The organism is Chitinivibrionales bacterium, assembly GCA_035516255.1.
Lineage (GTDB): Bacteria > Fibrobacterota > Chitinivibrionia > Chitinivibrionales > FEN-1185 > FEN-1185.
This window is the reverse complement of sequence record DATJAL010000025.1, coordinates 94679-115619: the sequence shown is the minus strand read 5'-3', so window position 1 is coordinate 115619 and position 20941 is coordinate 94679. Positions and strand designations below refer to the sequence as shown.

The following is a 20941-nucleotide window of genomic DNA, read 5'->3' as shown; positions in this document are numbered from 1 at the left end:
TTTAACAGTCATCCCTGGGGCTGCTCGTCCCACAGCCATGTGCTGAGATACCGTTCGCCGGTGTCGGGCAAAATAACGACGATGAGCTTGCCCTTGTTTTCACTGCGCTGCGCGACCTGCAGCGCTGCCCACAGCGCGGCGCCCGAGGAGATTCCCGCAAGAACGCCTTCCTGTTTGGCAAGAGCCCGTGCCGTTTGGCCGGCATCTTCCTCGGTTACCTGGATTACCTCGTCAATAAGCTTCCCGTTGTACACGCCCGGGACAAATCCCGCGCCGATGCCCTGGATCTTGTGCGGACCGGGCTGGCCGCCCGAAAGCACCGGCGATGCCGCAGGCTCCACCGCGATGATTTTAACGGACGGTTTTCTGGCCTTCAGCACTTCCCCCACGCCGGTGATGGTGCCGCCCGTTCCCACGCCGGCAACGAAAATGTCAACCGTGCCGTCGGTGTCGCGCCAAACCTCCTCGGCGGTGGTTTTGCGGTGGATGGCCGGGTTCACCGGATTGTTGAACTGCTGGGGCACAAACGAATTTTTGGTTTCGCGGGCCAGTTCGTCGGCCTTTGCCACCGCGCCCTTCATGCCCTTCGCGCCCTCGGTGAGGACGAGCTCTGCGCCAAGCGCCTTGAGCATTTTCCTGCGCTCTACGCTCATGGTCTCGGGCATGGTGAGGATCAGGCGGTAGCCCTTGACCGCGGCGACAAACGCCAGCGCGATGCCCGTGTTCCCGCTCGTGGGCTCAATGATGATGCTGTCTTTTGTCAAGACGCCCGATTTTTCCGCGTCTTCAATCAAGGCGAGCCCGATCCTGTCCTTTACGCTGGATAGGGGGTTGAAGAATTCCAGCTTGGCGGCCACCGTCGCTTTTCCGTTTTTGTTAAGCTTGTTGATTCTGACCAGCGGCGTGTTTCCGATAAGGTTTGTAATAGTTGGCGCTATTCGCATATAAAACCTCCATCTTTTTAAATATCAATGCATTATAATTATATTGAAATAATGTAAACAAAGTTTATCAACATTAACTATTTAAAATATAACCAAAATTGAAAATCATGTCAATACCTTTATTTCATTTTTATTAAATAAATTTTCCCGGTTTTTTCACCGATCCGGTAAAAACTTTGCCCACCATTTTTTCCTCGCTTTGTTTTACACAAATTGTTATAATTACTACTCAAACTTCAACAGCAAAGACCGTGCGGTCGATGCCTGTTGCGCCGGCGCAACAATATCCGGAGAAGCCATGTACCTGCGTTGCTGGGGATCGCGTGGTTCACTGCCTGTGAGCGGCAAACAATTTGACCGTTATGGCGGTGACACGACGTGTCTGGAAATCCGTTCGAAAAGGGGCGATGTCATCGTGGTGGACGCCGGGTCGGGCATCCGCGGCCTCGGGTTGAAGCTGGCCCGGTCCAAGGTGAAAAAAATAAACCTGCTGTTCACCCATGCGCACCTCGACCATATCATGGGATTCCCCTTTTTCAATCCCGTCTACGACAGGGACATCGAGATCACCATCCACGGGTGCAGCTTTCATTTTCCCTCGTACCGGGAGATCCTTAAGGGAGTCATGTCCGCCCCGTATTTCCCCGTCGATCTTGAGTCGGTTTCGGCGATTTTGCGTTTTTCGCAGGCCGGCTCCCAGCCCTTTACCGTCGGCGGGATCACGGTGAGGCCCATTTTTCTTTCCCATCCCAACGGCGGGCTGGGATACCGGTTCGAGGAAAACGGCGCCTCGTTCGTTTTCCTCACCGACAACGAGCTCGAATTCAATCACCCGGGCGGCCAGACCTTCGAAGAGTATGCCGCATTTTCGCAGGATGCCGACCTGCTCATCCACGACGCGGAGTTCTCGCTGGGCGATTATCCGCGCAACCGGTCGTACGGCCATTCGGTATTTTCCGATGCTGTCAAGCTCGGCATCAGGGCCGGCGCAAAACGCCTGGGTCTGTTCCATCACAACAGGCACCGCACCGACGCCCAGATCGACGCCATGGTGGAGCGTTCGAAAGGAATTGTCAAAAAGGGCGGAGCCCGCATGGAATGCTTTGCGGTTTCAAATAGTTTTGAAATGACCTTGTGAGTATGATTGGGAGCCGGGTGCCGCCGTTGCGGCGCCCGTTAACGATTGCTTAAAGAGGAGGACAAAGTGAAAACGAAACCCTGGTGCGGCGCGATGCTGTCGGCCGCGCTGATGCTCTCGTCATGCGCGCCCATGATCCGTTATTCGACGCCCGTCCCCGTTTTAAAGGCCCCGCAGGACAAGGCACTCGTCGTTGTGCTGCGCCCGCTTCCCAAAACCGGCGCGTCATATAATGCTGACAAAATCGGCACGGTGTATATAGACGGCGCCTTCGGCTGCGTGAATACCGACAACACCGTGGTCCAGATGGCGGCGGACACGGGGGAGCATTATGTGCTTGCCGCGATTGACAATATCGCAACTGTCAAGTTTAATTTCAAGCCGGGGAAGGTGTATTATCTTCTGCAAAAAATAACGGCGCGCAGGGTCACGGCGCCCACCCCGGGCTCTGGCGCGCCGTCGGGAGGGCTCACCCGCGTGCAGACGACGCTGCAGCCCATCTCGCAGGACGAATACAGGGCAATGTCGGGGTCTGCGGACATACGGTTTGCGCAGTACACGCCGTCAAAGCCCCAGAAGAACTTGGATCCGTCATTGAAAAAAGCCTATATAGGCGCCTATGAATTCTGGGCAAAGACAAAACCGGAACTTGCGCGGGCGTTTTTCGATTATCCGGGATACTGATAAGGCGTTTTACCGGTGAGGGGGGAACCATGAATAAAAGGGACGTCATTGCCGTTGTCGCGCGTGAGGCGGGCATAAAAAAAGTGCTGGCGGGAAAAACGGTTGACTCCGTGCTGCGCGCAATCCGTAAAAACGCCAAGAAGGGGATCCAGATCATCGGATTCGGAAGTTTCTCTGTTGTCAAGAGACGCGCGCGAAAATGCAAGAACCCGCGGACCGGCGCCACCTTCACGGTGAAAGCATCCAATATCATAAAATTCAGGCCGGGCACCGACTTCAAGCAGCTGGTAAATTAAAAACACCTTTTGACCCCTCGGTACGCCATGTCCTCCCGACGCAATGGAGGACTTTCTTTTATCAGACCCCCTGAACCTTCATCCATCCAACTGCGCATGCCTTATTTTTATAGACCTTAGCGTAACGTTTGAACGGTCATTGCTGTATCATCTTAGCGACTCTCAGGCTGTTTCTTGATAAATGAAAATTGAGGCGACGGCAGCGAGGGATGGCATAATCAGGTTTTTCTAAATGCTGAAAATCAATCTAAAGCTGTGCGCGGTGTTTTTGGTCGTTATTGTTTGCGGTTTTTCTCCGCAGGCACAGCAAGCCGATTCTTCATGTTTCCCCGCGCCTGAAATCCTCAAAGACAATGTCGCGTTTTGGAAAAAGGTATATGCCGAACTCTCCACCACCCAGGGATTGCTTCACGACCGGGAATATCCGCTCGTTATTTACAAAACCCTGGAGCTGCCGCGCCAGGGGGATTTCGCCGTCTCAAGGTATGTCGAAAGCGAACGGCGGGCGATCCAACAGAAATTGAACGATCTGGCCTTTAAGCCCGAATCCACCTGGACCGAAGATGAAAAGAAGATCCTGGCCCTGTTTAAGGCCCACGCGCCTGACAGCGCGCTGGCCGGAGCTGCGGAGCGGGTGCGTCTCCAGCAGGGGGAAAAGGAGCGGTTCAAGGAGGGGCTCGAGCGCTCGGCCGCCTATTTCGACACCATCCGCGCCATATTCAACCGGTACGGCCTTCCCGGCGACCTTGCCTATCTTCCGCACGTCGAGTCGTCGTTCAACGCCGAGGCCTATTCGAAGGTGGGCGCCGCGGGTTTGTGGCAGTTCATGCGCGGCACCGGCAGGCTTTTCCTTAAAATCAATTACCTGGTCGACGAGCGGCGCGATCCGGTGGCGGCGACCGTGGCCGCGGCGCGGCTGCTCAAGCAGAACTACGAGCAGCTGCAGTCATGGCCGCTCGCGGTCACCGCCTACAACCACGGGGTCAACGGCATAAAGCGGGCGGTCGAGGCGGCCGGTTCCCGCGACATCAGCGACATCATCAAGAATTACAAGAGCCATTTGTTTCAGTTCGCATCAAAGAATTTCTATGCCTGTTTTCTCGCAGCGCGTGAGATCGCAAGCAATCCTCAAACCTATTTCAGCGACCTGCATTTCGCGCCGCGGTACGAATACAAATCCTTTGTCCTGCCTTCGTACATGCGGCCGGCGGTGGTAAGCAAGTACCTTGATATACCGCTCAAGACGCTCATGGAGTGCAACCCTGCATTAAGGCCGGTGGTGTTTTTCCAGCAGAAGCAGATCCCGGCAGGCTTTACAATAAGGATTCCGGAAGAGGCCAAAATAACCGAACCGGCAAAAATGCTCGCTGCGGTTCCGGATTCGCTCAAAAGCGAGACGCCTGAACGCCAGCAGTACTACAGCGTCAGGCGCGGCGACAACCTGTACGGCATCGCGTCGAACTTCGGCGTTCCGGTGACGGCGCTCGCGCTCGAAAACAGCATAACGCACGGCGGAAGAATTTATGCGGGACAGGTACTCAGGGTTCCGCCCGCGACAGGCACTCCGGCTGTTTCGGCGCCGGAAACGACCATGGCGCCTGCCGAGCAGGAAATGCAGGCCCCTGTTCCGCCCTCCCTGCCGCCGGAAGAGCCGAAAGCCGAAAAGCCCGCAAAAAGCAAAACGCCGGCGCCGCAACCAGCTGTCGCCGATTCTCTCAAGGAAACCGTGATGGCCAGGGCCGGTGCGCCGCCGAAATTTTCAAAGGCCGGAAAACACGGCCTGATGCCCGCGTTTGACGTGTCGGTGTATTCGCTGGATGCGACGCTTTCGCCGGAAGGGACCACCGCCCGCATCAGGGTGTCGGTTGACGAAACGATCGGCCATTACGCCGACTGGCTCGGCGTCCCCGCCGCGGCGATCCGGCAGCTCAACGGCCTGGGCGCGCGTTCGGAGATCCGGATCGGCCGCGCGCTGTTGGTCCCGGCGGGCCAGGACCTTCTTGCGCGTTTTGTCAAGGCCCGGCTTGAGTACCACATGGCGCTGGAGGAGGACTTCTACAGCAGGTACAAAGTCGCGGATGTAACGCAGAAGACCATCACGCGCGGGGAGGTGCTCTGGAGCATCTGCAACGAGGACCAGATCCCGCTGTGGCTGTTCGCCAAGCACAATAAGGACGCCGACCTCGCCCGGCTCATGCCGGGGACGCAGGTGTGGATTCCGGTGATCGAGGAAAAGACCGAGCGTGACATCGCGCTCGAAACCGGACAGGCCATCGGTGTGTACCCGCTTTTTGAGGAACCGAGGGAAAAAGGCGCGTCGCAACAATTCAAGCGGACGCCGTGAGCGCCGGCTGAAATTCACCGCAGAGACGCGGAGAGCGCAGAGAATTCAAGGCAGAGAAAACATAAATAGTTTAGAGTTGGAAGTTGAAAATTTGAGGCTTACCTCCAACTTCCAACTTTGTTTCAATTTCTCTGCGGTGAGGTTTTATTGGATTTATGTGAATAAATCAGGTTAGGGCCTTACCTGCCCTGCAATGTACTGGTAAGCGTTGCGGAAGAGTTGCGGCCCCATGCCTTCCTCGGGAAGGTCTTCGCGGGACCACCGCGGGTGGTTGGTGCGGTGGAGGAATGCCTCGGGGTGCGGCATGAGCCCCAGCAGCCGCCCGGTGGGGTTGCAGATGCCGGCTATTGACAGTTGCGAACCATTGGGGTTGTCGGGATATTTCATGGTGGGCGCCTGCGTGTCGGGGTCCACGTAGGAGAGCACGATCTGGTTGCTGCCCCTGAGCGCGTCGAGCACCTCGCGGTCGCGCGCCACGAACTTCCCCTCGCCGTGGCGTACCGGCAGATACAGCGAAGAAACCCCTTTTGTAAAGACGCACGGAGAGGCTGGATTGGTTTTGAGCCACACCCAGCGGTCCTCGAACCTGCCGGAATCATTGTTGGTAAGCGTCACCTGCTGGGTGAAGCCGCCCAAGATCCCGGGCAGGAGGCCGAGCTTGACCATGAGCTGGAACCCGTTGCAGATGCCGAGGATGAGCTTGCCGCCGTTGATGAACGCGGTGAACTGCGCGATGAGGGGCGTGTCGGTTTTTTTGACCACCGTGTGGAGGAGCCGGTTGGCCTGCGCCTTTGCAGAGCCGAGGTCGTCGCCGTCGAGAAAGCCGCCGGGCAGGCACAGGAAATCATAATTGTCAAGCGACGCGTCGCCGGCGACGAGCTCCCAGATCGTCACGATGTCGACGACCGGGAATCCCCCCATGCGGCAGGCGTGCGCCGTCTCCATTTCGCAGTTGGTGCCGTTTCCCGCCAGGACGATTGCGGCAATGTCTTTACTCACGATACAATTCCTGTGGACGGTTTTTATTGAAATTGTCAATCCCGCGTCCGCGGGAGTGACAGCAATTTTTTTTAAGTCATCCAATAATTTAAAATAATCCTAAAATTGCAGCGTGCTTTTCCACGCCGCCTTCGCGTCGATGCGCGACAGGCTCAGCACCGGCGCCTGCTTGAGCCCCATCACCTGGATCATATCGCCCTTGACAACCGCGCCGATGCGCGACAGCGGCAGCCCCTTAAAGAGCAGCTCGAACCGCTGGCCATGCTCGGGCCTCACCTCGACGAGGATCCTGGCCTGCGATTCGGAAAACAGCACTTCGTAGTCTTCGGTGCATCCGGACTGGTTCATGGCGGCAAGCGAGATGCTCGCGCCGGTCTCGCCCGAAAAGCACATTTCGGCAATGGCCACGCCGAGCCCGCCGTCGGAAAGATCATGGCAGGCGCGGACGAGCCCGGCCTGGATCGCGGAAAACAGCGCGGCGTAGCAGGCAAACGCCTGCCCCGCGTCGTGCACGACCGGCACCCTGGTGTCTTTAACATCTTGCATAAGCGCGTATTCGGAGGCGCCGAGCTCGGGGAAGGTGGTTCCGACGCAGTAGATGAGGCTGCCGCTCTCCTTGAAATCCATGGTGACGGCCTTGCGCACGTCGGGCACCTTCGCCACGAGGCTGAAAAGCAGCGTGGGCGGGATGGAAATGGCCGTGTTGCCGATGCGGTAGTCGTTTTTCATGCTATCTTTCCCGGAGATGAGCGGGATGCCGTAGGTGACGCATATGTCAAGAAGCGCCTTGTTGGCCCGCACGAGCTGCGCCAGCTTGAGCTCGCCGTCCGGGTTCGCGTCGCTCTGCACCGGGTCGCACCAGCAGAAGTTGTCGAGCCCGGCCATGAAATGCGGGTCGGCCCCCGCGCACACCGCGTTGCGCACCGCCTCGTCCACGGCGCAGGCGGCCATGGCATAGGTGTCGACGTCGCTGTAGCGGGGCACGATGCCGTTGCTCACGGCGATGCCTTCGAAGGAATCAAGTACGGGCCTTATCACCGCGGCGTCGGACGGGCCGTCGTTCTTCGCGCCGCAGAGCGGCTTCACCACGCTGCCGGCCTGCACCTCGTGGTCGTACTGCCGCACCACGTATTCCTTGCTGCAGATGTTGAGCCGTTTGAGCAGGCCGCGCAGGTCGGCCTTCAAATCGGCGGCGGGGAAGTCGCCTTTTTTTCCCTTGTTCCGGTCTTCCCATTTTGCAAAGAGCCGCATGCCCGGCAGGCCGTGGTGCAGAAAATCCATGGACAGGCACGCGATCGCGGTGTCGCCGAACCTGATGTCGAGGAAGCCGTCACTGGTGAACTCGCCGAGATCGGTCGCCTCCACGTTCCACTCCTGCGCCAGCGCCAGAAAGGCTGACACCTTGAGGGCGGGCACGGCGACGTTCATGCGTTCCTGCGCTTCCGAAACGTAAATTTCCCACGGCTCGAGGCCGTGGTATTTGAGGGGCGCCTTTTCGAGGTGCACCATTGCGCCGCCCGTGTCGCTCGCCATTTCGCCGATTGACGACGAAAGCCCGCCCGCGCCGTTGTCGGTGATCGAGTTGTACAGGCCGCGGTCGCGCGCGCGAAGCAGGAAATCGGTCATGCGCTTCTGCGTGATCGGGTCGCCGATCTGCACCGCGGTGACGGGCGAGCCCTCGTGCAGCGGCTCGGACGAGAACGTCGCGCCGTGGATGCCGTCCTTGCCGATGCGGCCGCCCACCATGATGATGTGGTCGCCGGGCAGCGCCTTCTTTTCCCAGCCCTTGCGTCCGCCCACGTCGAGCGGCATGAGACCGAGCGTGCCGCAATAGACCAGCGGCTTGCCGAGGAACCGCTCGTCGAACACGATGGTGCCGTTGACGGTCGGGATTCCGCTCTTGTTGCCGCCGTGCTCCACGCCCTCGCGCACGCCCTCGAGCACGCGCTTGGGGTGCAGGATGCGGGGCGGCAGCTTGCCCGTGTGGAACGGCGAGGCAAAGCAGAACACGTCGGTGTTGGCGATGAGCCGGCAGCCCAGGCCGGTGCCGAACGGGTCGCGGTTGACGCCCACGATGCCGGTGAGCGCGCCGCCGTACGGGTCGAGCGCCGACGGGCTGTTGTGCGTCTCCACCTTGAACACGATGGCGTTCTTGTCGTCGAACTTTATCACCCCGGCGTTGTCTTTGAACACCGAGAGGCAGAAGTCCTGCCTTCCCTTCTGCTCGCAGACAATGGCCGTGGTCTTCTGAATGTAGCTTTTAAACAGGCTCTTGATGTGGACGGGCGTCTTGCCGTTTTCAAGGTAAATGATGTCGGCGTTGAAAATCTTGTGCTTGCAGTGCTCGGACCATGTCTGCGCGATGATTTCAAGCTCGACGTTGGTGATGTTCGCGGGCATGCCGCGCTGCCTGCGCTGGCTTGCTGTCTCGGGCTTTGCGAAATGCGCCTTGATGCATTTCATCTCGTCGAGCGACAGGGCCAACATGCAGTTTTTGCTGATGGCCGTAAGCGCCTCGTCGTCAACGTTCAGGTCCACCTCGCGGAACAGGGGCGCGGAGTGCGTGTCGATCACCACCGGCGCGGGAAAATCCTTGGTGTGCACCTGGAACCATTCGTCTTTGGAAAATATTTTTACGGTCTGTATGAGCGTGTTGGCGAGGATCTCATCGGAAATCCGCTCGATCTGTTTTTTGGAGATGTTGCCGAAAAAGAAGTATTGCGTGCCGGTGTGCACCGAAAAACTTTCCGGGAAGCTCCGGCCGAGCGCGATGACCACCGCCTCACGCGCCGTCCGTCCGACATTGTCGGTGACGCCCGGCCTGAACCCCACCTCGACCATCCAGTCGAAATTCTCGATGAAGGATTTGTTGATCGTGTAGTCCTGGACAATGGGATCGGAGAGTGGCCCTTCGGCGAGCGCGACAAGATCGGCGGGGAACAGGGATCCGTTGAGGACATACACCGAAGCGGTCCGCACCGAATTGACCGTGCCTATTTCGAGGTCGGCGATGATTTTCGCGCGGATTTTCTCGCCAAGCGCGTCCCGCACCTGATATTTGTTTCCCACGTACAAACGTTCTGGCATTGCGGGCCCTGAAATGTTTCTTGATCGGCAGGTTGAAGAAAAAAGTAACTATCAAATATACTTTCTTGAGCGGTCTGTATTAAAGAATTTACATGACTGTTTGACGGGATTTTTTATATAACACCCTGGGTGGCGAAATACCCCAAAACAAATAAAAAGGGCGGAGACTTTCGCCTCCGCCCTTTTTGCACTGGAACGTTTTAAAACATCAGAAGAAGCATTTCTCCGTATAGTGTTCCCCGTTGTCATAGATGACTTTTTTAAGCTCGGCCTTGGGCTTCGGGAACACCAGCTTGAGGTTGTTGGTCTCGTGCTGGGTGTCGAGGATCTCCGGATCGAGTTTCGAAGACGGAAGCGCGCGGTATTTTTCGCCCTTGACATCCACGAGGTAGAAATTCTCGGCCTTGAGGCGCAGCGGGTTGTAGGAATAATTGAACATCGAAAGGGTCATGTTGGTGGTACCGCTCTTGACCGCGAGGTAGATGTCGTATTTGTTGACGCGGGGATCAAGCTTGCCTTCGATGACGCGAGCATACCCGGAATAGGTGCTCACGTTCGCCTTGCGCAGGTTGCTCAGGAGATCGGCGGCGCCGGGATAATTGGGATCATACACCAGCACGAGCTGGACGTAGTATTCCGCCTTGAGAAGTGCTTCAACATCCTTGGAATCCTTGCCCTCGCTGTATGCCTGCGCCGCCATTTCGTAGAACTGTTTGGTGAAATCAGTGATGAGGGCCTTGCGTTTCGCATCCATGGACGAAGGATCGTCAACGACCTTCTGCGCTTTCGAGATCCAGTCGAGCGCGTCGTCGAGCTTGTTGCGTGCCACGCTCGAATCCGCCATGAGAAGGAGGAATTTCGCGTAGTCCTGACGGATCTCGCTGGGGAGTTCCTTGGTCAGCAGCGTGTCGATGTCTCTGATAAAAAGCTTGAGCGGGTCCATGTCGTAGGTGCCTTCGGTGAGCACCATGTTGGCCCTGATGAGCGTCATTTCAATGAATTTCTTGCGGAACGGCAGGCTGAGCTTGGATTTGTCGGGCTGGGCCTGGTACACCTTCTGATAAAAAATATACGCGCGTTTTTCGAGCGTGCGCTTATTGATGCCTTCGGAATGCTTGGCCTGGTTGTAGGCCGTGTTTCCCTTTGCCTCGTCAGACGTGCAGGAGGAAAAGGAAATCACCAGGAGAAAAACGTTTAAATACGCCAATCCTTTCAAAACCTTTTTCATTGCCATCCTCCTCATTAATTATGTAAGTTTGTATATGACAAATATATAATTAATACATTAAGATGGTTTTTTGCAGGGGTATTGTCAATACAAAAAATCAAATTGGAAAACGCTCCATGAAAACGCCCAAAGAAGCCGCTGCCCTTGAGATTGTCAAGCTCCTTGCCGATCACGGCCACCGGGCGCTCTATGCCGGCGGGTACGTGCGCGACATGGTGATGGGCCTGCCCACCAAGGGAGACATCGACATCGCCACTTCCGCGACGCCCGAGGTTGTGTGCAAACTGTTCCCGCATGTGGTGACGGTGGGCGAGCATTTCGGCGTGGTGATTGTCAATCACAACGAAATGCCCTTTGAGGTCGCGACGTTCCGGAAAGACGTGGGAATCGGGGACGGCAGGCACCCGGCATCGGTGACATTCAGCGACGAAAAGGAAGACGCGCTGCGCAGAGACTTCACCATCAACGGCATGTTCTACGACCCGCTCAGCGACAAAGTGCTCGACTATGTGCGCGGCGGGGAGGACATTTCAAAAGGCATAATCCGGGCGATCGGCGAAGCGCGCCTGCGGTTTAACGAGGATTACCTGCGCATGATTCGCGCCATACGGTTCAGCGCGCGGTTCGGGTTTGCAATTGAAAAGGAAACGTGGGCCGCGCTAAAAGAAAAAGCTGAGGGCATTCTGCAAATATCCGCCGAGCGCGTATTTCAGGAACTTGACAAAATCCTTGCCGAGCCCAGCAGCGGCAAGGCAATGACCATGCTTCACGAAAGCGGCCTGCTTACAAGGATTCTCCCCGAGGTGGAGAAGACGGTGGGCGTGGGCCAGCCGCAGCAGTTCCATCCCGAGGGCGACGTGTTCACCCACACGGTGACCGCGCTTTCCCTGCTTGTAAACCCGACGCAGGTGGCGGCCTGGAGCACGCTCCTCCACGACATCGGCAAGCCGCCCACCATGGAGGTGAGCGACCGCATACGGTTTTCCAACCACGACAACGTGGGCGCGGGCATGGCCGCCGGCTTGTTGCGCAGGCTCAAAGCGCCTTCCGCACTCATTGAAAGCGTGTGCGACGTCATCGCAAACCACATGAATTTCATCAACGTACGGAAAATGCGGCTGTCCACGCTCAAGAGGTTCCTTGCGCGGCCCACATTGGCAGACGAGCTCGAGGTCCACCGCGTTGACTGCCTTGCCAGCCACGGCGATATATCCAATTATACCTTTATAAAGGAGAAGCAGGCGGAGATGCCGGTGGAGGAGATAAAGCCGAAGGCATTAATAAATGGAAAAGACCTGATTGAATTAGGATATAAACCTGGGCCGATATTTGGGAAAATTTTGGGTGAGGCGTATGATTTACAATTGGAGAATAAATTGCAGACGAGGGATGAGGCGATAGAGTGGGTAAAAAATAGTTTAAAAAAAGAATAAAAAAATCTGGGCGTTCCCGCGCCCCCGCAACGGGGGCGCGGGCGGCCCTCCTTCCGGTCTCGCCTCCGGCTCCGGCCGCCACGGCCCTTCAAAATTGCGGATTGTGGAATGCGGATTGCAGATTGAAAATACATCCTATTCTTGTCTTTAATTCCGCAATCCGAAATCCGCAATCATCAATCGGAAAGCAGCACCGCGCTATGGCGACGGCCTCCAGTCCGGCACCTAACGCGGCGGCAAACTTCGTGTGTATAGACCACCGGTTGCGACACCGGTCGAACGATGCTGGTCAGTCAAGTATAATAATCTTCTTATTATCTGCTCCGGTGTGAGATAGATAAACTCAGACGCTTTTTAAATTCCATGTCGTCCCTAACGGGACTTGCAAATTTTTCAACCATCATTTTTTCTACAAACATTCCGTCCCTCCGGGACTGCAAACTAAATTCAATTCTGATTGATCATGAGGCCGGTACCCGGCTGCACCCAGGAGAGGGGAGTGCCGAGGACTCCGCTGCCGCGCGGCGAGGAGGCCGCGGCGGGGGAGATACTTCTCCCCCGAATCTTAATTTATTAAATTATATCGAATAATTTAAAAAATTAATCCATCGTTGTACTCCTCCACTCCCATATCGTATATTTTACCCCTGAGTAAGAGTTTTGCATCCAATGTGTAGGCGGGCGAAAGCCCGTTTTTTGTTGTTGGGAAGAAAACCAGGAAGAGAAGGCGCGGCATGACGCTTGAAGAAATCACCCCTATCATCGAGGACAAGCTCAAGTTCCTGCGCATGGAGCTATACGACATCAAGTTCATTCCGGCGGGCAGGCACTCTATTTTGCGCGTGTTCATCGACAAAGAGGGCGGGGTGACCATTGACGACTGCGAAAAGGCGAGCCGCGAGCTCTCGATGCTGCTCGACGTGGAGAATTTTTCGCAGGGCCCCTACACCCTCGAGGTCTCGTCGCCCGGCGCCGACCGGCCGCTTGCCACGCAACGGGACTTTTTAAAGGTTATCGGCCATTATGTGAGCCTCGAGCTCAAATCCGAAGAGAAACAAAAGCCTGTGTTGGTCGGGAAATGCGTGTCCTGCATCGACAACGTGCTTATGATCGAGCTGGACGACCACAGCGAAAAGCAGGTCCCGCTCGCTCAGATACAAAAGGCGAAAATGGACATACGGTTTAAATAAAAACAAACAAGGAAACGGAGCATGAACAAGAAAAACAAAAGCGAGAATGTGAAGGCGCTTGACATCGCGGCGGCGCTCGCGAGCGTCACCAAGGAAAAAAGCATCAGCATGGACCTCGTGACCGACACGCTGCGCGACGCGCTCGTGACCGCGGCCAAGCGGTACCTCGGCACGCCCACCAACGTCGAGGTGAAGGTCGACAAGGAAAAGGGGCTCATCGAGGTGTACACGCGCCAGACCGTGGTGGAGACCATTGTCGACTCAGAAAAGGAGATCACGCTCGCCGACGCCAAGAAAATCGATCCCGAGCTCGAGGTGGGCGACGAGCTGATGCAGGACCTCGACATCGACCGGTTCGGCCGGAGCGCCATCCAGACCGCGAAGCAGGTGATCATCCAGCGCGTGCGCGAGGCCGAACGCGAAAAGGTGTTCGCCGACTACGGCGAGCGCATCGGCGAGCTGGTGACCGGGTCGGTGCAGCAGATTGACAAAGGCAACATCCTGGTCAACCTGGGCCGCACCGAGGCGCTGCTGCCCTACAAGGAGCAGATCCGCCGGGAGCGGTACCGCCAGGGCGACCCGATCCGCGGCTGCATCGTTGAGGTGAAGAACAATCCCAAGGGGCCGCAGGTGATCATCTCCCGCACGGCGCCGGAGTTCCTGGCGCGGCTGTTCGAGCTCGAGGTGCCCGAGATATTCGATAAGACCGTGAAGATCGTGAAGGTCGTGCGCGACCCGGGGTTCCGCTCCAAGATCGCGGTGACCACGAGCGACGACCGGGTCGACCCGGTGGGCGCCTGCGTGGGCATGCGCGGCAACCGCGTGCAGGCGATCGTGCGCGAGCTTTCGAACGAGCGCATCGACATCATCAACTGGACCGAGGAGCTCTCGCTCCTGGTGAGGCGCGTGTTCTCGCCGGCCGAGGTGAAGCGCGTGGTGCCGGTGAGCGAAAAGAAGATCGTGGTCATCATCCGCGAGGAAGACCTTGCGCAGGCCATCGGCAAGGAGGGCCAGAACATCAGGCTCGCGTCCAAGATGCTCGAAAAGGACATCGACGTGTACGGCGACGAGGAATTCGCCGCCTTTACAGAAGAAGAACGCACCGCAATACAGGCGGGCCTGCCGATCAAGCCGCCCGAGGCACAGGAGGAAAAAGAAGGCCCGGCCGCAATTGAAGGCGAGCCCGAGGAAGCCAGGGAAAACGATGCGCCCCAAGCCGCCGCGCCGGAGGCCACGGCCGACGACGCGATGGTGGAATCGCTCGTTGAGGGTGCCGTTGAGGAGGAGTCGGAATCCGAGATCGAAATCGAACCCGACAAGCTCGCGCCGGGAAGTGCCCCGGCCGCTAGCGAGGAGGAAGGTGGCGGGGAAGAGAACGCGTAAGTCGGCATAAAATCGAACGTGGAATTATTGAGAAGGCTCACCATCGGCGAATCATCGTTATCCGGTTAGAGGTTACGTATGGCAAAAGAAAAAGTATATAAACTAGCGCAGGAATTCAAGGTGTCGAGCGAGGCGCTCGTGCAGATGCTCAGGCAGATGGGCATTATCGTCAAGAGCCACATGAGCACGGTCGACGAGAACCTGCGCGACGAAATCAAGAAGAAATTCGAATCGGAGCGCGCGGAGATAAAGAAGGAATACGAGCGCAAGAAGCAGATTATCGTGAAGGCGAAGGAAGACCTGCTTACCAAAGTGGAAAAGCCGGAGCCGCCGGAGCCGCCCGTGGAGGCGAAGAAGGCGCCCACCGCGCCCGTTCCCGCGCCCGCGATCGATGAGCGCCGCGAACAGGCGCGCAAGATCCGCCGGGAATATGCGGCCGCGGAATTCCGGAGGGAGGAGGCCTCGCCCCGCATCAAGAGCATGGATTTTATCAAGGTCGCCCCGCCCACCGAGGGCGCCGCGCCGGCCCCGCAGGACAGGGGAGACAAGCGGCCCTCGTTCAAGAAGGGAAAGAAAAAAGGCGGCAAGAAAAAATCCGAGCGTCCGGAAATAGACGAGATGCAGCTCAAGGCGAATATCAAGAAGACGCTCGCAAAGATCGGTTCCGGTTCGGAGCGGAAGAAATACAAGAAGGAGGCGCGGCCCAAGGAAGAGGGCGGCGCCGAGGCGACAGACAAGAAGGTCCTCAACGTGAGCGAGTTCGTAACCGTGGCCGAGCTTGCCAACATGATGCAGGCGCCGGTATCGGAGGTGATCGCCAAATGCCTGGAGCTCGGGCTGTTCGTCACCATCAACCAGCGTCTCGATTTCGAGACCATCGAGCTGGTCGCCGACGAATTCGGCTTTACCGCGCAGCTCATGACCGAATATGCGACCGACACGGAGGAAGTCGAGGAGGAGGCCGCGGCCGGAAAGCTCGAGCCGCGCGCGCCCGTGGTGACCGTGATGGGACATGTCGACCACGGAAAAACGTCGCTGCTCGACTACATCCGCAAGACCAACGTGACCGCGGGCGAGGCGGGCGGCATCACGCAGCACATCGCGGCCTATGAGGTTTTCACGCCGCACGGTACCGTGACCTTCCTCGACACGCCGGGCCACGAGGCCTTCACCGCCATGCGCGCCCGCGGCTCGCAGATCACCGACGTGATCGTGCTTATCGTCGCGGCCGACGCGGGCGTCATGCCGCAGACCAAGGAAGCCATCGACCACGCGCGCGCCGCCAACGTGCCGCTCGTAGTTGCCATCAACAAGGTCGACCTGTCCACGGCAAACGTCGACCGCGTCAAAAGCGAGCTCGCGCAGTACAACGTGCTCGTGGACTCCTACGGCGGCCAGGTGACCAGCGTGGAGATCTCGGCCAAGACGGGCAAGGGCGTCGACAAGCTGCTTGAGGTCCTGTCGCTCGAGACGCAGATCATGGAGCTCAAGGCCAATCCCGAGGGCGCGGCGCGCGGCGTGGTGATCGAATCGGAACTTGACAAAGGCAAAGGCCCGGTTGCCACCGTGCTCGTGGAAAAGGGCACGCTTTCCAAGGGAGACGCCTTCGTGACCGGCATCCACTACGGGCGCGTGCGCGACCTGTTCAACGACCGCGGCAAGGTCGTGGACAAGGCGCGTCCTTCGCAGCCCGTGCTCGTGCTCGGACTCTCGGGCACTCCGCAGGCGGGCGATTCGTTCCGCGTGGTTACCGATGAAAAAGAAGCGCGCGAGATCAGCGCGCGGCGGCGGCTGGCCCAGAAGGAGCGCGAGCAGCGCCAGATCGGCAGCCTGTCGCTCGACCACCTGTACGAGCAGATCCAGGCCGGTAGCGTCAAGACGCTCAACCTCATCATCAAGGGCGATGTTGACGGGTCGGTGGAGGCGCTCGCCTCGTCGCTCGAGAAGCTCTCCACCGGCGAGATCAAGATCCGCGTGATCCACAAGAGCGTGGGCGCGATCAAGGAGTCGGACATCAACCTCGCGCTCGCGTCAACCGCCATCATCATCGGGTTCCATTTGAGCCCCAACAGCAAGATACGCGAGCTTGCGAAAAAGGAAGGCGTCGACATCCGCACCTACCGCATCATCTACGAGGCCATCGAGGCGGTGAAGAAAGCCATGGAAGGAATGCTCGAGCCCGAGATCAGGGAGACCGTGATCGCGCAGATCGAGGTGCGCCAGGTGTTCAAGGTGTCGAAGGTGGGCACCATCGCCGGCGGCTACGTGGTCTCGGGGACCGTGAAAAACGGCACCAAGGCGCGCGTCATCCGCGATGACGTGGAGATCGTGGACTCGAAAATATCCTCGCTGCGCAGGCACAAGGACGATGTGCGTGAGGTGTCGGCCGGCATGGAATGCGGCGTGTCGCTCGAGAATTTCTCCGATTTCAAGGAAAACGACCGCATCGAGACCTACGAGGAAACCCAGGTGGCGAGGAAGCTGGCGTTATAGTTGGATGCGCCCCGCCTCATCACCCCACCCTTCGGGCACCCCTCTTCCCCTCTCCACTCGTGGGGAGGGGAAGAGGGGTTGGGGGGAAAAGGGGTGAGGCGCGCAAAGAAAATCATCAATTAGAAAATCATCGTCAAAAATGAACTGGCACATCCCCCGTCTCAGGGAAGAATTGCAAAAGGAAATAACCCTGGCCATCGCCGAACAAATGCGCGATCCGCGGATCCCGGACGTGGTGACCGTCACCGAGGTGCGGCTGGCGCCCGACTGCCGCAACGCCACCGTTTTCGTGAGCGTCATGGGCGGCGACAGGGAAAAGAAGGAGGCGATCGCGGTGCTCAACCACGCGGCCCCGTTTCTCCAGCACGTCATTTCCCGGAACATCGTGGTGAAGTTTTTCCCCAAGCTGTATTTCAAACTCGACAAGTCCCTCGAAGAAAGCGAGCACATCAACGAACTCCTTGATGAAATCAAAGATGATCTGGTCTGACCTCGACGCGGTCATCGGGGCGAATTCATCGTTTCTCATCTCGTCGCACGTGGGGCTCGACGGCGACTGCGTGGGGTCGCAGCTCGCGATGTACTGGTACCTCACGTCGCTGGGCAAGCGCGTGTGCGTTTACAACCACGACTCGCTCCCGGAAAAATTCGGGTTCCTCACGAACGCCGCCGTGCTCACGCAGGAGCGGCCGGCCGGACCCTTCGACGTGTTCATGGTGCTCGACTGCTCGAACCCCAGCCGCCTGGGATGGAACGGCTGGAAAGAAATGAGCCCGCGCGTGGTCAACATCGACCATCACCGCGACAACGTGCGCTTCGGCACCATCAACCTCGTGATGCCCGACGGCGCCGCGACCGGGCAGGTCATCCACGAATACTTTACACACAGGAATGTCGTGTACCCGGCGCACGTGGCCGAGTCGCTGTACGCCGCGATCATGACCGACACCGGCGCCTTCCGCTTTTCCAATACCAACGCCGGCATCCTTCGCATGTGCGCCGATTTGTGCGACCGCGGCGCGGACAGCTCGGAAATCTACGAAAAGGTGTACGCCTCGTTTTCAGCAAGCGGCCTCATGCTCCAGTCGCGGATATGGTCCACACTCGCCTTTTACCGCGACGGAAAAATCTGCTCCATGGAAATGCCCTACGGCCTCATCGCCGATCTCGGCGCCACCTACGGCGATTCGGAGGGCATGGCCGATCTCACCATCATTGGCGCGAATGTCGAGGTAGGCATGCTGATTAAATACGACGAGAAACTGACCCATTTCTCCCTGCGCTCCAAGGGCCGCGTTGACGTGGGGAAAATCGCCATGCAGGTGAAGGGCGGCGGCGGGCATTCGGGCGCGGCCGGCTGCACCATGGAAATGCCGTTCAAAGAGGCAAAGGCGGCCATGCTCGCGATCATTGAAAAGGAACTCGGGTAAGTGTGGACGGTTTCCTGTTTGTGAACAAGCCCTCGGGGCCCACCTCGTTTGACATCGTGCGGCAGGTGCGCAAGGGGCTCGGCGGCGCCAAGGTCGGCCACGCGGGCACGCTCGACCCGCTCGCCAGCGGCCTTCTCATCTGCGGCATCGGCGACGCTACGCGGCTCCTGCCGTACCTGCCGGCCGAACCCAAAAAATATGCGTTCGGGTTACGGTTCGGCGCCGAGACCGATACGCTTGACACAGAGGGAACTATTGTAAAGGGCGGCGGCCGCGTCCCGTCTTGGGAAGAGGTTGAGGCGGCGTTGCCCAGGTTCACCGGTGAACTGCTTCAGACGCCGCCGAAATATTCCGCGAAAAAGGTGCGCGGCCGGCGGGCCTACGACCTTGCGAGAAAGCAGGTGGAATTCGAGCTTGGCCGGGCGCGGGTGACGGTGTATTCGCTGGCGCTTTCGTCGTATGACGAAAAAAAAGGCGAGGCGGCCCTCGACCTCACCTGCTCGAGCGGCACGTACGTGCGTGCCCTTTGCCGGGACATCGCGGCGGCACTCGGGACCTTCGGACACGCGTCGTTCATAAAACGTTTGGCAATAGGACCGTTTACGGTTGAGAATGCGGTATTACTGGAAGGAATCGATGACATTGAAAAGCATGTTGTTCCTGTCAGTCAAGCGTTAAGTTCGTTGCCGTCGGTAAAGGTGACGGCTGACCAATGCGAGGCGATTGCCAAAGGAAAAGATATTAGGACGGACGGGACTAATCTGACGGATAAAACGGTGATTGCGTACACGGAGAAGGACGAAATAGCGGCGGTCCTGTCACGAAAAGACGATAATATCTATCACCCGTTAAAAGTTTTTCTCTCTGTTAATTACTAGACTTTAAGGAATGGAGCAATAACTAAGAACAGGCGTTAGGGGCGACCGGAGGCCGCGCCGGAGCGCGGTGCTGCCCGGACGCCCCTTGGAAGTACCCGAAGGGGTAGAACCGACCCTTTGTGAAGGCACGCGATTCCGTGCCTCTACAAGGGGGAACGCCCAACTGAATTATTAATCTATGAAATTAATCCCATACCAGAAACTCCCGAAATCAATTAAGGCCTCCGTCGTCACCGTCGGAAATTTCGACGGCGTGCACCGGGGCCACGCCGCGCTTATCAGCGAGGTGGTGAAACGGGCAAAGGAAAAAGGCCTTGCCAGCGTCATTGTCACTTTTGACCCCCATACCCGCACGGTGGTTTCACCTGAATCTGCCCAGCCCGTGCTTTCGACGCTCGAGGAAAAGGCGTTTCTGATCGGTAAACTTGGCGCTGATTACCTGGCGTGGATTCCTTTTAACCGCGAATTCGCGGAAACGTCCTCTTCGGACTTCGTGGAAAAGGTGATCGTGGGGAAGCTCCGGGCCAGGGAGTGGGTGATGGGCGAGCAGCACACCTTTGGCAAAAAGCAAGCCGGGAACAAAAACTTTTTGCAGTCCGGCACTGGCAGGAACCATATTTACGTCCTTCCCGTGGCGCCCCTCAAGCTTCGGGAAACGGTCGTTTCTTCAACCGAGATTCGAAGGAAGCTTCTGGAAGGCGGGGTTGAGGAAGCGGTGGCGATGCTGGGACACCCGTATCTTGTATCCGCGGCGAGAATATCGGGGATGCAACAGGGCACGAAGCTGGGGTTCCCGACACTGAATTTTTCGCGGCCTTCCGCTGATAAAGTGCTTCCTCCGCCGGGGGTGTACGCGGCCGTGCTGGAGCACGGGGCGAGAAAATGGCAGGGAGCGTTTTATTTTGGAAACTGTCCGACCTTTTCCAACCGTGATTTTCACCTTGAATTCCACGAGTTCGATTTCACAGGCGAGGTTCCCGGCGAAGGTGAGACAGCGCACCTGTGGCTGCACGGTCTTGTCAGGAAGGACATGCAGTTCGCGAAGCAGGACAAGCTCGTAGCACAGATGAAAAAAGACGTTGACGCAATAAAAAACTTTTTTGCAGGAGAAGGAATATGCCGATAGCCAAGGAACGCAATCAGGCGCTCGTCAAGGAGTACGGAAAAAGCGCAGCCGACACCGGGGACTCCGGCGTCCAGGTCGCGCTGCTCACCGAACGGATCAATTTCCTCACCGAACACGCCAAGGGCCATGTGCGCGACCATCACTCGCGCCAGGGCCTGCTCAAGCTGGTGGGGCAGCGGAAATCCCTGCTCGATTATTTGAAGAAACACAACATAGAAAAATACCGGTTACTCATCAAAAAACTTAACATCAGAAAGTAGTTCCGCAACCGGAGTTGCTGCTTTCAGG

The 20941-nt window shown here is 57.8% G+C and carries 17 protein-coding genes; 13 read left to right on the top strand and 4 right to left on the bottom strand.

All coding sequences use genetic code 11. From position 1 onward, the window contains the following. Window positions 1-8: 8 nt before the first annotated feature. Window positions 9-944 (bottom strand): cysteine synthase A, encoded by a 936-nt coding sequence (gene cysK / locus VLX68_07700; GenBank protein ID HUI92115.1) that lies wholly within the window; start codon window positions 942-944, stop codon window positions 9-11. A gap of 298 nt (window positions 945-1242) precedes the next feature. Between cysK and VLX68_07695 the strand changes: the two genes are divergently transcribed. The 4 genes from VLX68_07695 (at window position 1243) to VLX68_07680 (ending at window position 5406) form a co-directional block, all read left to right on the top strand. Next, window positions 1243-2082 (top strand): MBL fold metallo-hydrolase, encoded by an 840-nt coding sequence (locus VLX68_07695; protein ID HUI92114.1) that lies wholly within the window; start codon window positions 1243-1245, stop codon window positions 2080-2082. A 66-nt stretch (window positions 2083-2148) separates the two neighbouring features. Next, complete coding sequence (locus tag VLX68_07690) at window positions 2149-2766, top strand: hypothetical protein (protein HUI92113.1); 618 nt, start codon at window positions 2149-2151, stop codon at window positions 2764-2766. 29 nt (window positions 2767-2795) lie between these two features. Further along, complete coding sequence (locus VLX68_07685; GenBank protein HUI92112.1) at window positions 2796-3062, top strand: HU family DNA-binding protein; 267 nt, start codon at window positions 2796-2798, stop codon at window positions 3060-3062. A 232-nt stretch (window positions 3063-3294) separates the two neighbouring features. Continuing rightward, window positions 3295-5406, top strand: coding sequence for a transglycosylase SLT domain-containing protein (locus tag VLX68_07680; GenBank protein ID HUI92111.1), 2112 nt, complete (start codon window positions 3295-3297; stop codon window positions 5404-5406). A 171-nt stretch (window positions 5407-5577) separates the two neighbouring features. Here the strand turns inward: VLX68_07680 and VLX68_07675 are convergent, their stop codons facing one another. From VLX68_07675 to VLX68_07665, 3 genes are all read right to left on the bottom strand, one after another. Then, window positions 5578-6405 carry a phosphoribosylformylglycinamidine synthase subunit PurQ gene (locus VLX68_07675; protein HUI92110.1) on the bottom strand — a complete coding sequence of 276 codons (828 nt, stop codon included), beginning with the start codon at window positions 6403-6405 and terminating at the stop codon, window positions 5578-5580. A 99-nt stretch (window positions 6406-6504) separates the two neighbouring features. Beyond that, window positions 6505-9492, bottom strand: coding sequence for an AIR synthase-related protein (locus tag VLX68_07670; GenBank protein ID HUI92109.1), 2988 nt, complete (start codon window positions 9490-9492; stop codon window positions 6505-6507). A 208-nt stretch (window positions 9493-9700) separates the two neighbouring features. Then, window positions 9701-10720 carry a hypothetical protein gene (locus VLX68_07665; GenBank protein ID HUI92108.1) on the bottom strand — a complete coding sequence of 340 codons (1020 nt, stop codon included), beginning with the start codon at window positions 10718-10720 and terminating at the stop codon, window positions 9701-9703. Between the two features lie 116 nt (window positions 10721-10836). Here VLX68_07665 and VLX68_07660 point away from each other — a divergent pair, with 116 nt between their 5' ends. From VLX68_07660 to rpsO, 9 genes are all read left to right on the top strand, one after another. Next, on the top strand, window positions 10837-12153 hold the full coding sequence (locus VLX68_07660) for a CCA tRNA nucleotidyltransferase (GenBank protein ID HUI92107.1): 1317 nt from the start codon (window positions 10837-10839) through the stop codon (window positions 12151-12153). A 734-nt stretch (window positions 12154-12887) separates the two neighbouring features. Further along, window positions 12888-13343, top strand: a complete 456-nt coding sequence (gene rimP / locus VLX68_07655) for a ribosome maturation factor RimP (GenBank protein HUI92106.1) — start codon at window positions 12888-12890, stop codon at window positions 13341-13343. A 21-nt stretch (window positions 13344-13364) separates the two neighbouring features. Beyond that, window positions 13365-14726 carry a transcription termination factor NusA gene (gene nusA, locus VLX68_07650; GenBank protein HUI92105.1) on the top strand — a complete coding sequence of 454 codons (1362 nt, stop codon included), beginning with the start codon at window positions 13365-13367 and terminating at the stop codon, window positions 14724-14726. 78 nt (window positions 14727-14804) lie between these two features. After that, window positions 14805-17219, top strand: a complete 2415-nt coding sequence (infB, locus tag VLX68_07645; GenBank protein ID HUI92104.1) for a translation initiation factor IF-2 — start codon at window positions 14805-14807, stop codon at window positions 17217-17219. 139 nt (window positions 17220-17358) lie between these two features. Then, on the top strand, window positions 17359-17709 hold the full coding sequence (rbfA, locus tag VLX68_07640) for a 30S ribosome-binding factor RbfA (protein ID HUI92103.1): 351 nt from the start codon (window positions 17359-17361) through the stop codon (window positions 17707-17709). Next, on the top strand, window positions 17684-18649 hold the full coding sequence (locus VLX68_07635) for a DHH family phosphoesterase (GenBank protein ID HUI92102.1): 966 nt from the start codon (window positions 17684-17686) through the stop codon (window positions 18647-18649). Before rbfA ends, VLX68_07635 begins: the two co-directional genes overlap by 26 nt. A gap of 2 nt (window positions 18650-18651) precedes the next feature. Next, a complete protein-coding gene (gene truB / locus VLX68_07630) occupies window positions 18652-19527 on the top strand; it encodes a tRNA pseudouridine(55) synthase TruB (GenBank protein HUI92101.1) in 876 nt (291 codons plus the stop codon). 178 nt (window positions 19528-19705) lie between these two features. Then, on the top strand, window positions 19706-20653 hold the full coding sequence (gene ribF, locus VLX68_07625; protein ID HUI92100.1) for a riboflavin biosynthesis protein RibF: 948 nt from the start codon (window positions 19706-19708) through the stop codon (window positions 20651-20653). Beyond that, complete coding sequence (rpsO, locus tag VLX68_07620) at window positions 20644-20913, top strand: 30S ribosomal protein S15 (protein ID HUI92099.1); 270 nt, start codon at window positions 20644-20646, stop codon at window positions 20911-20913. The genes ribF and rpsO overlap by 10 nt, the downstream gene beginning before the upstream one ends. Window positions 20914-20941: the final 28 nt, after the last annotated feature.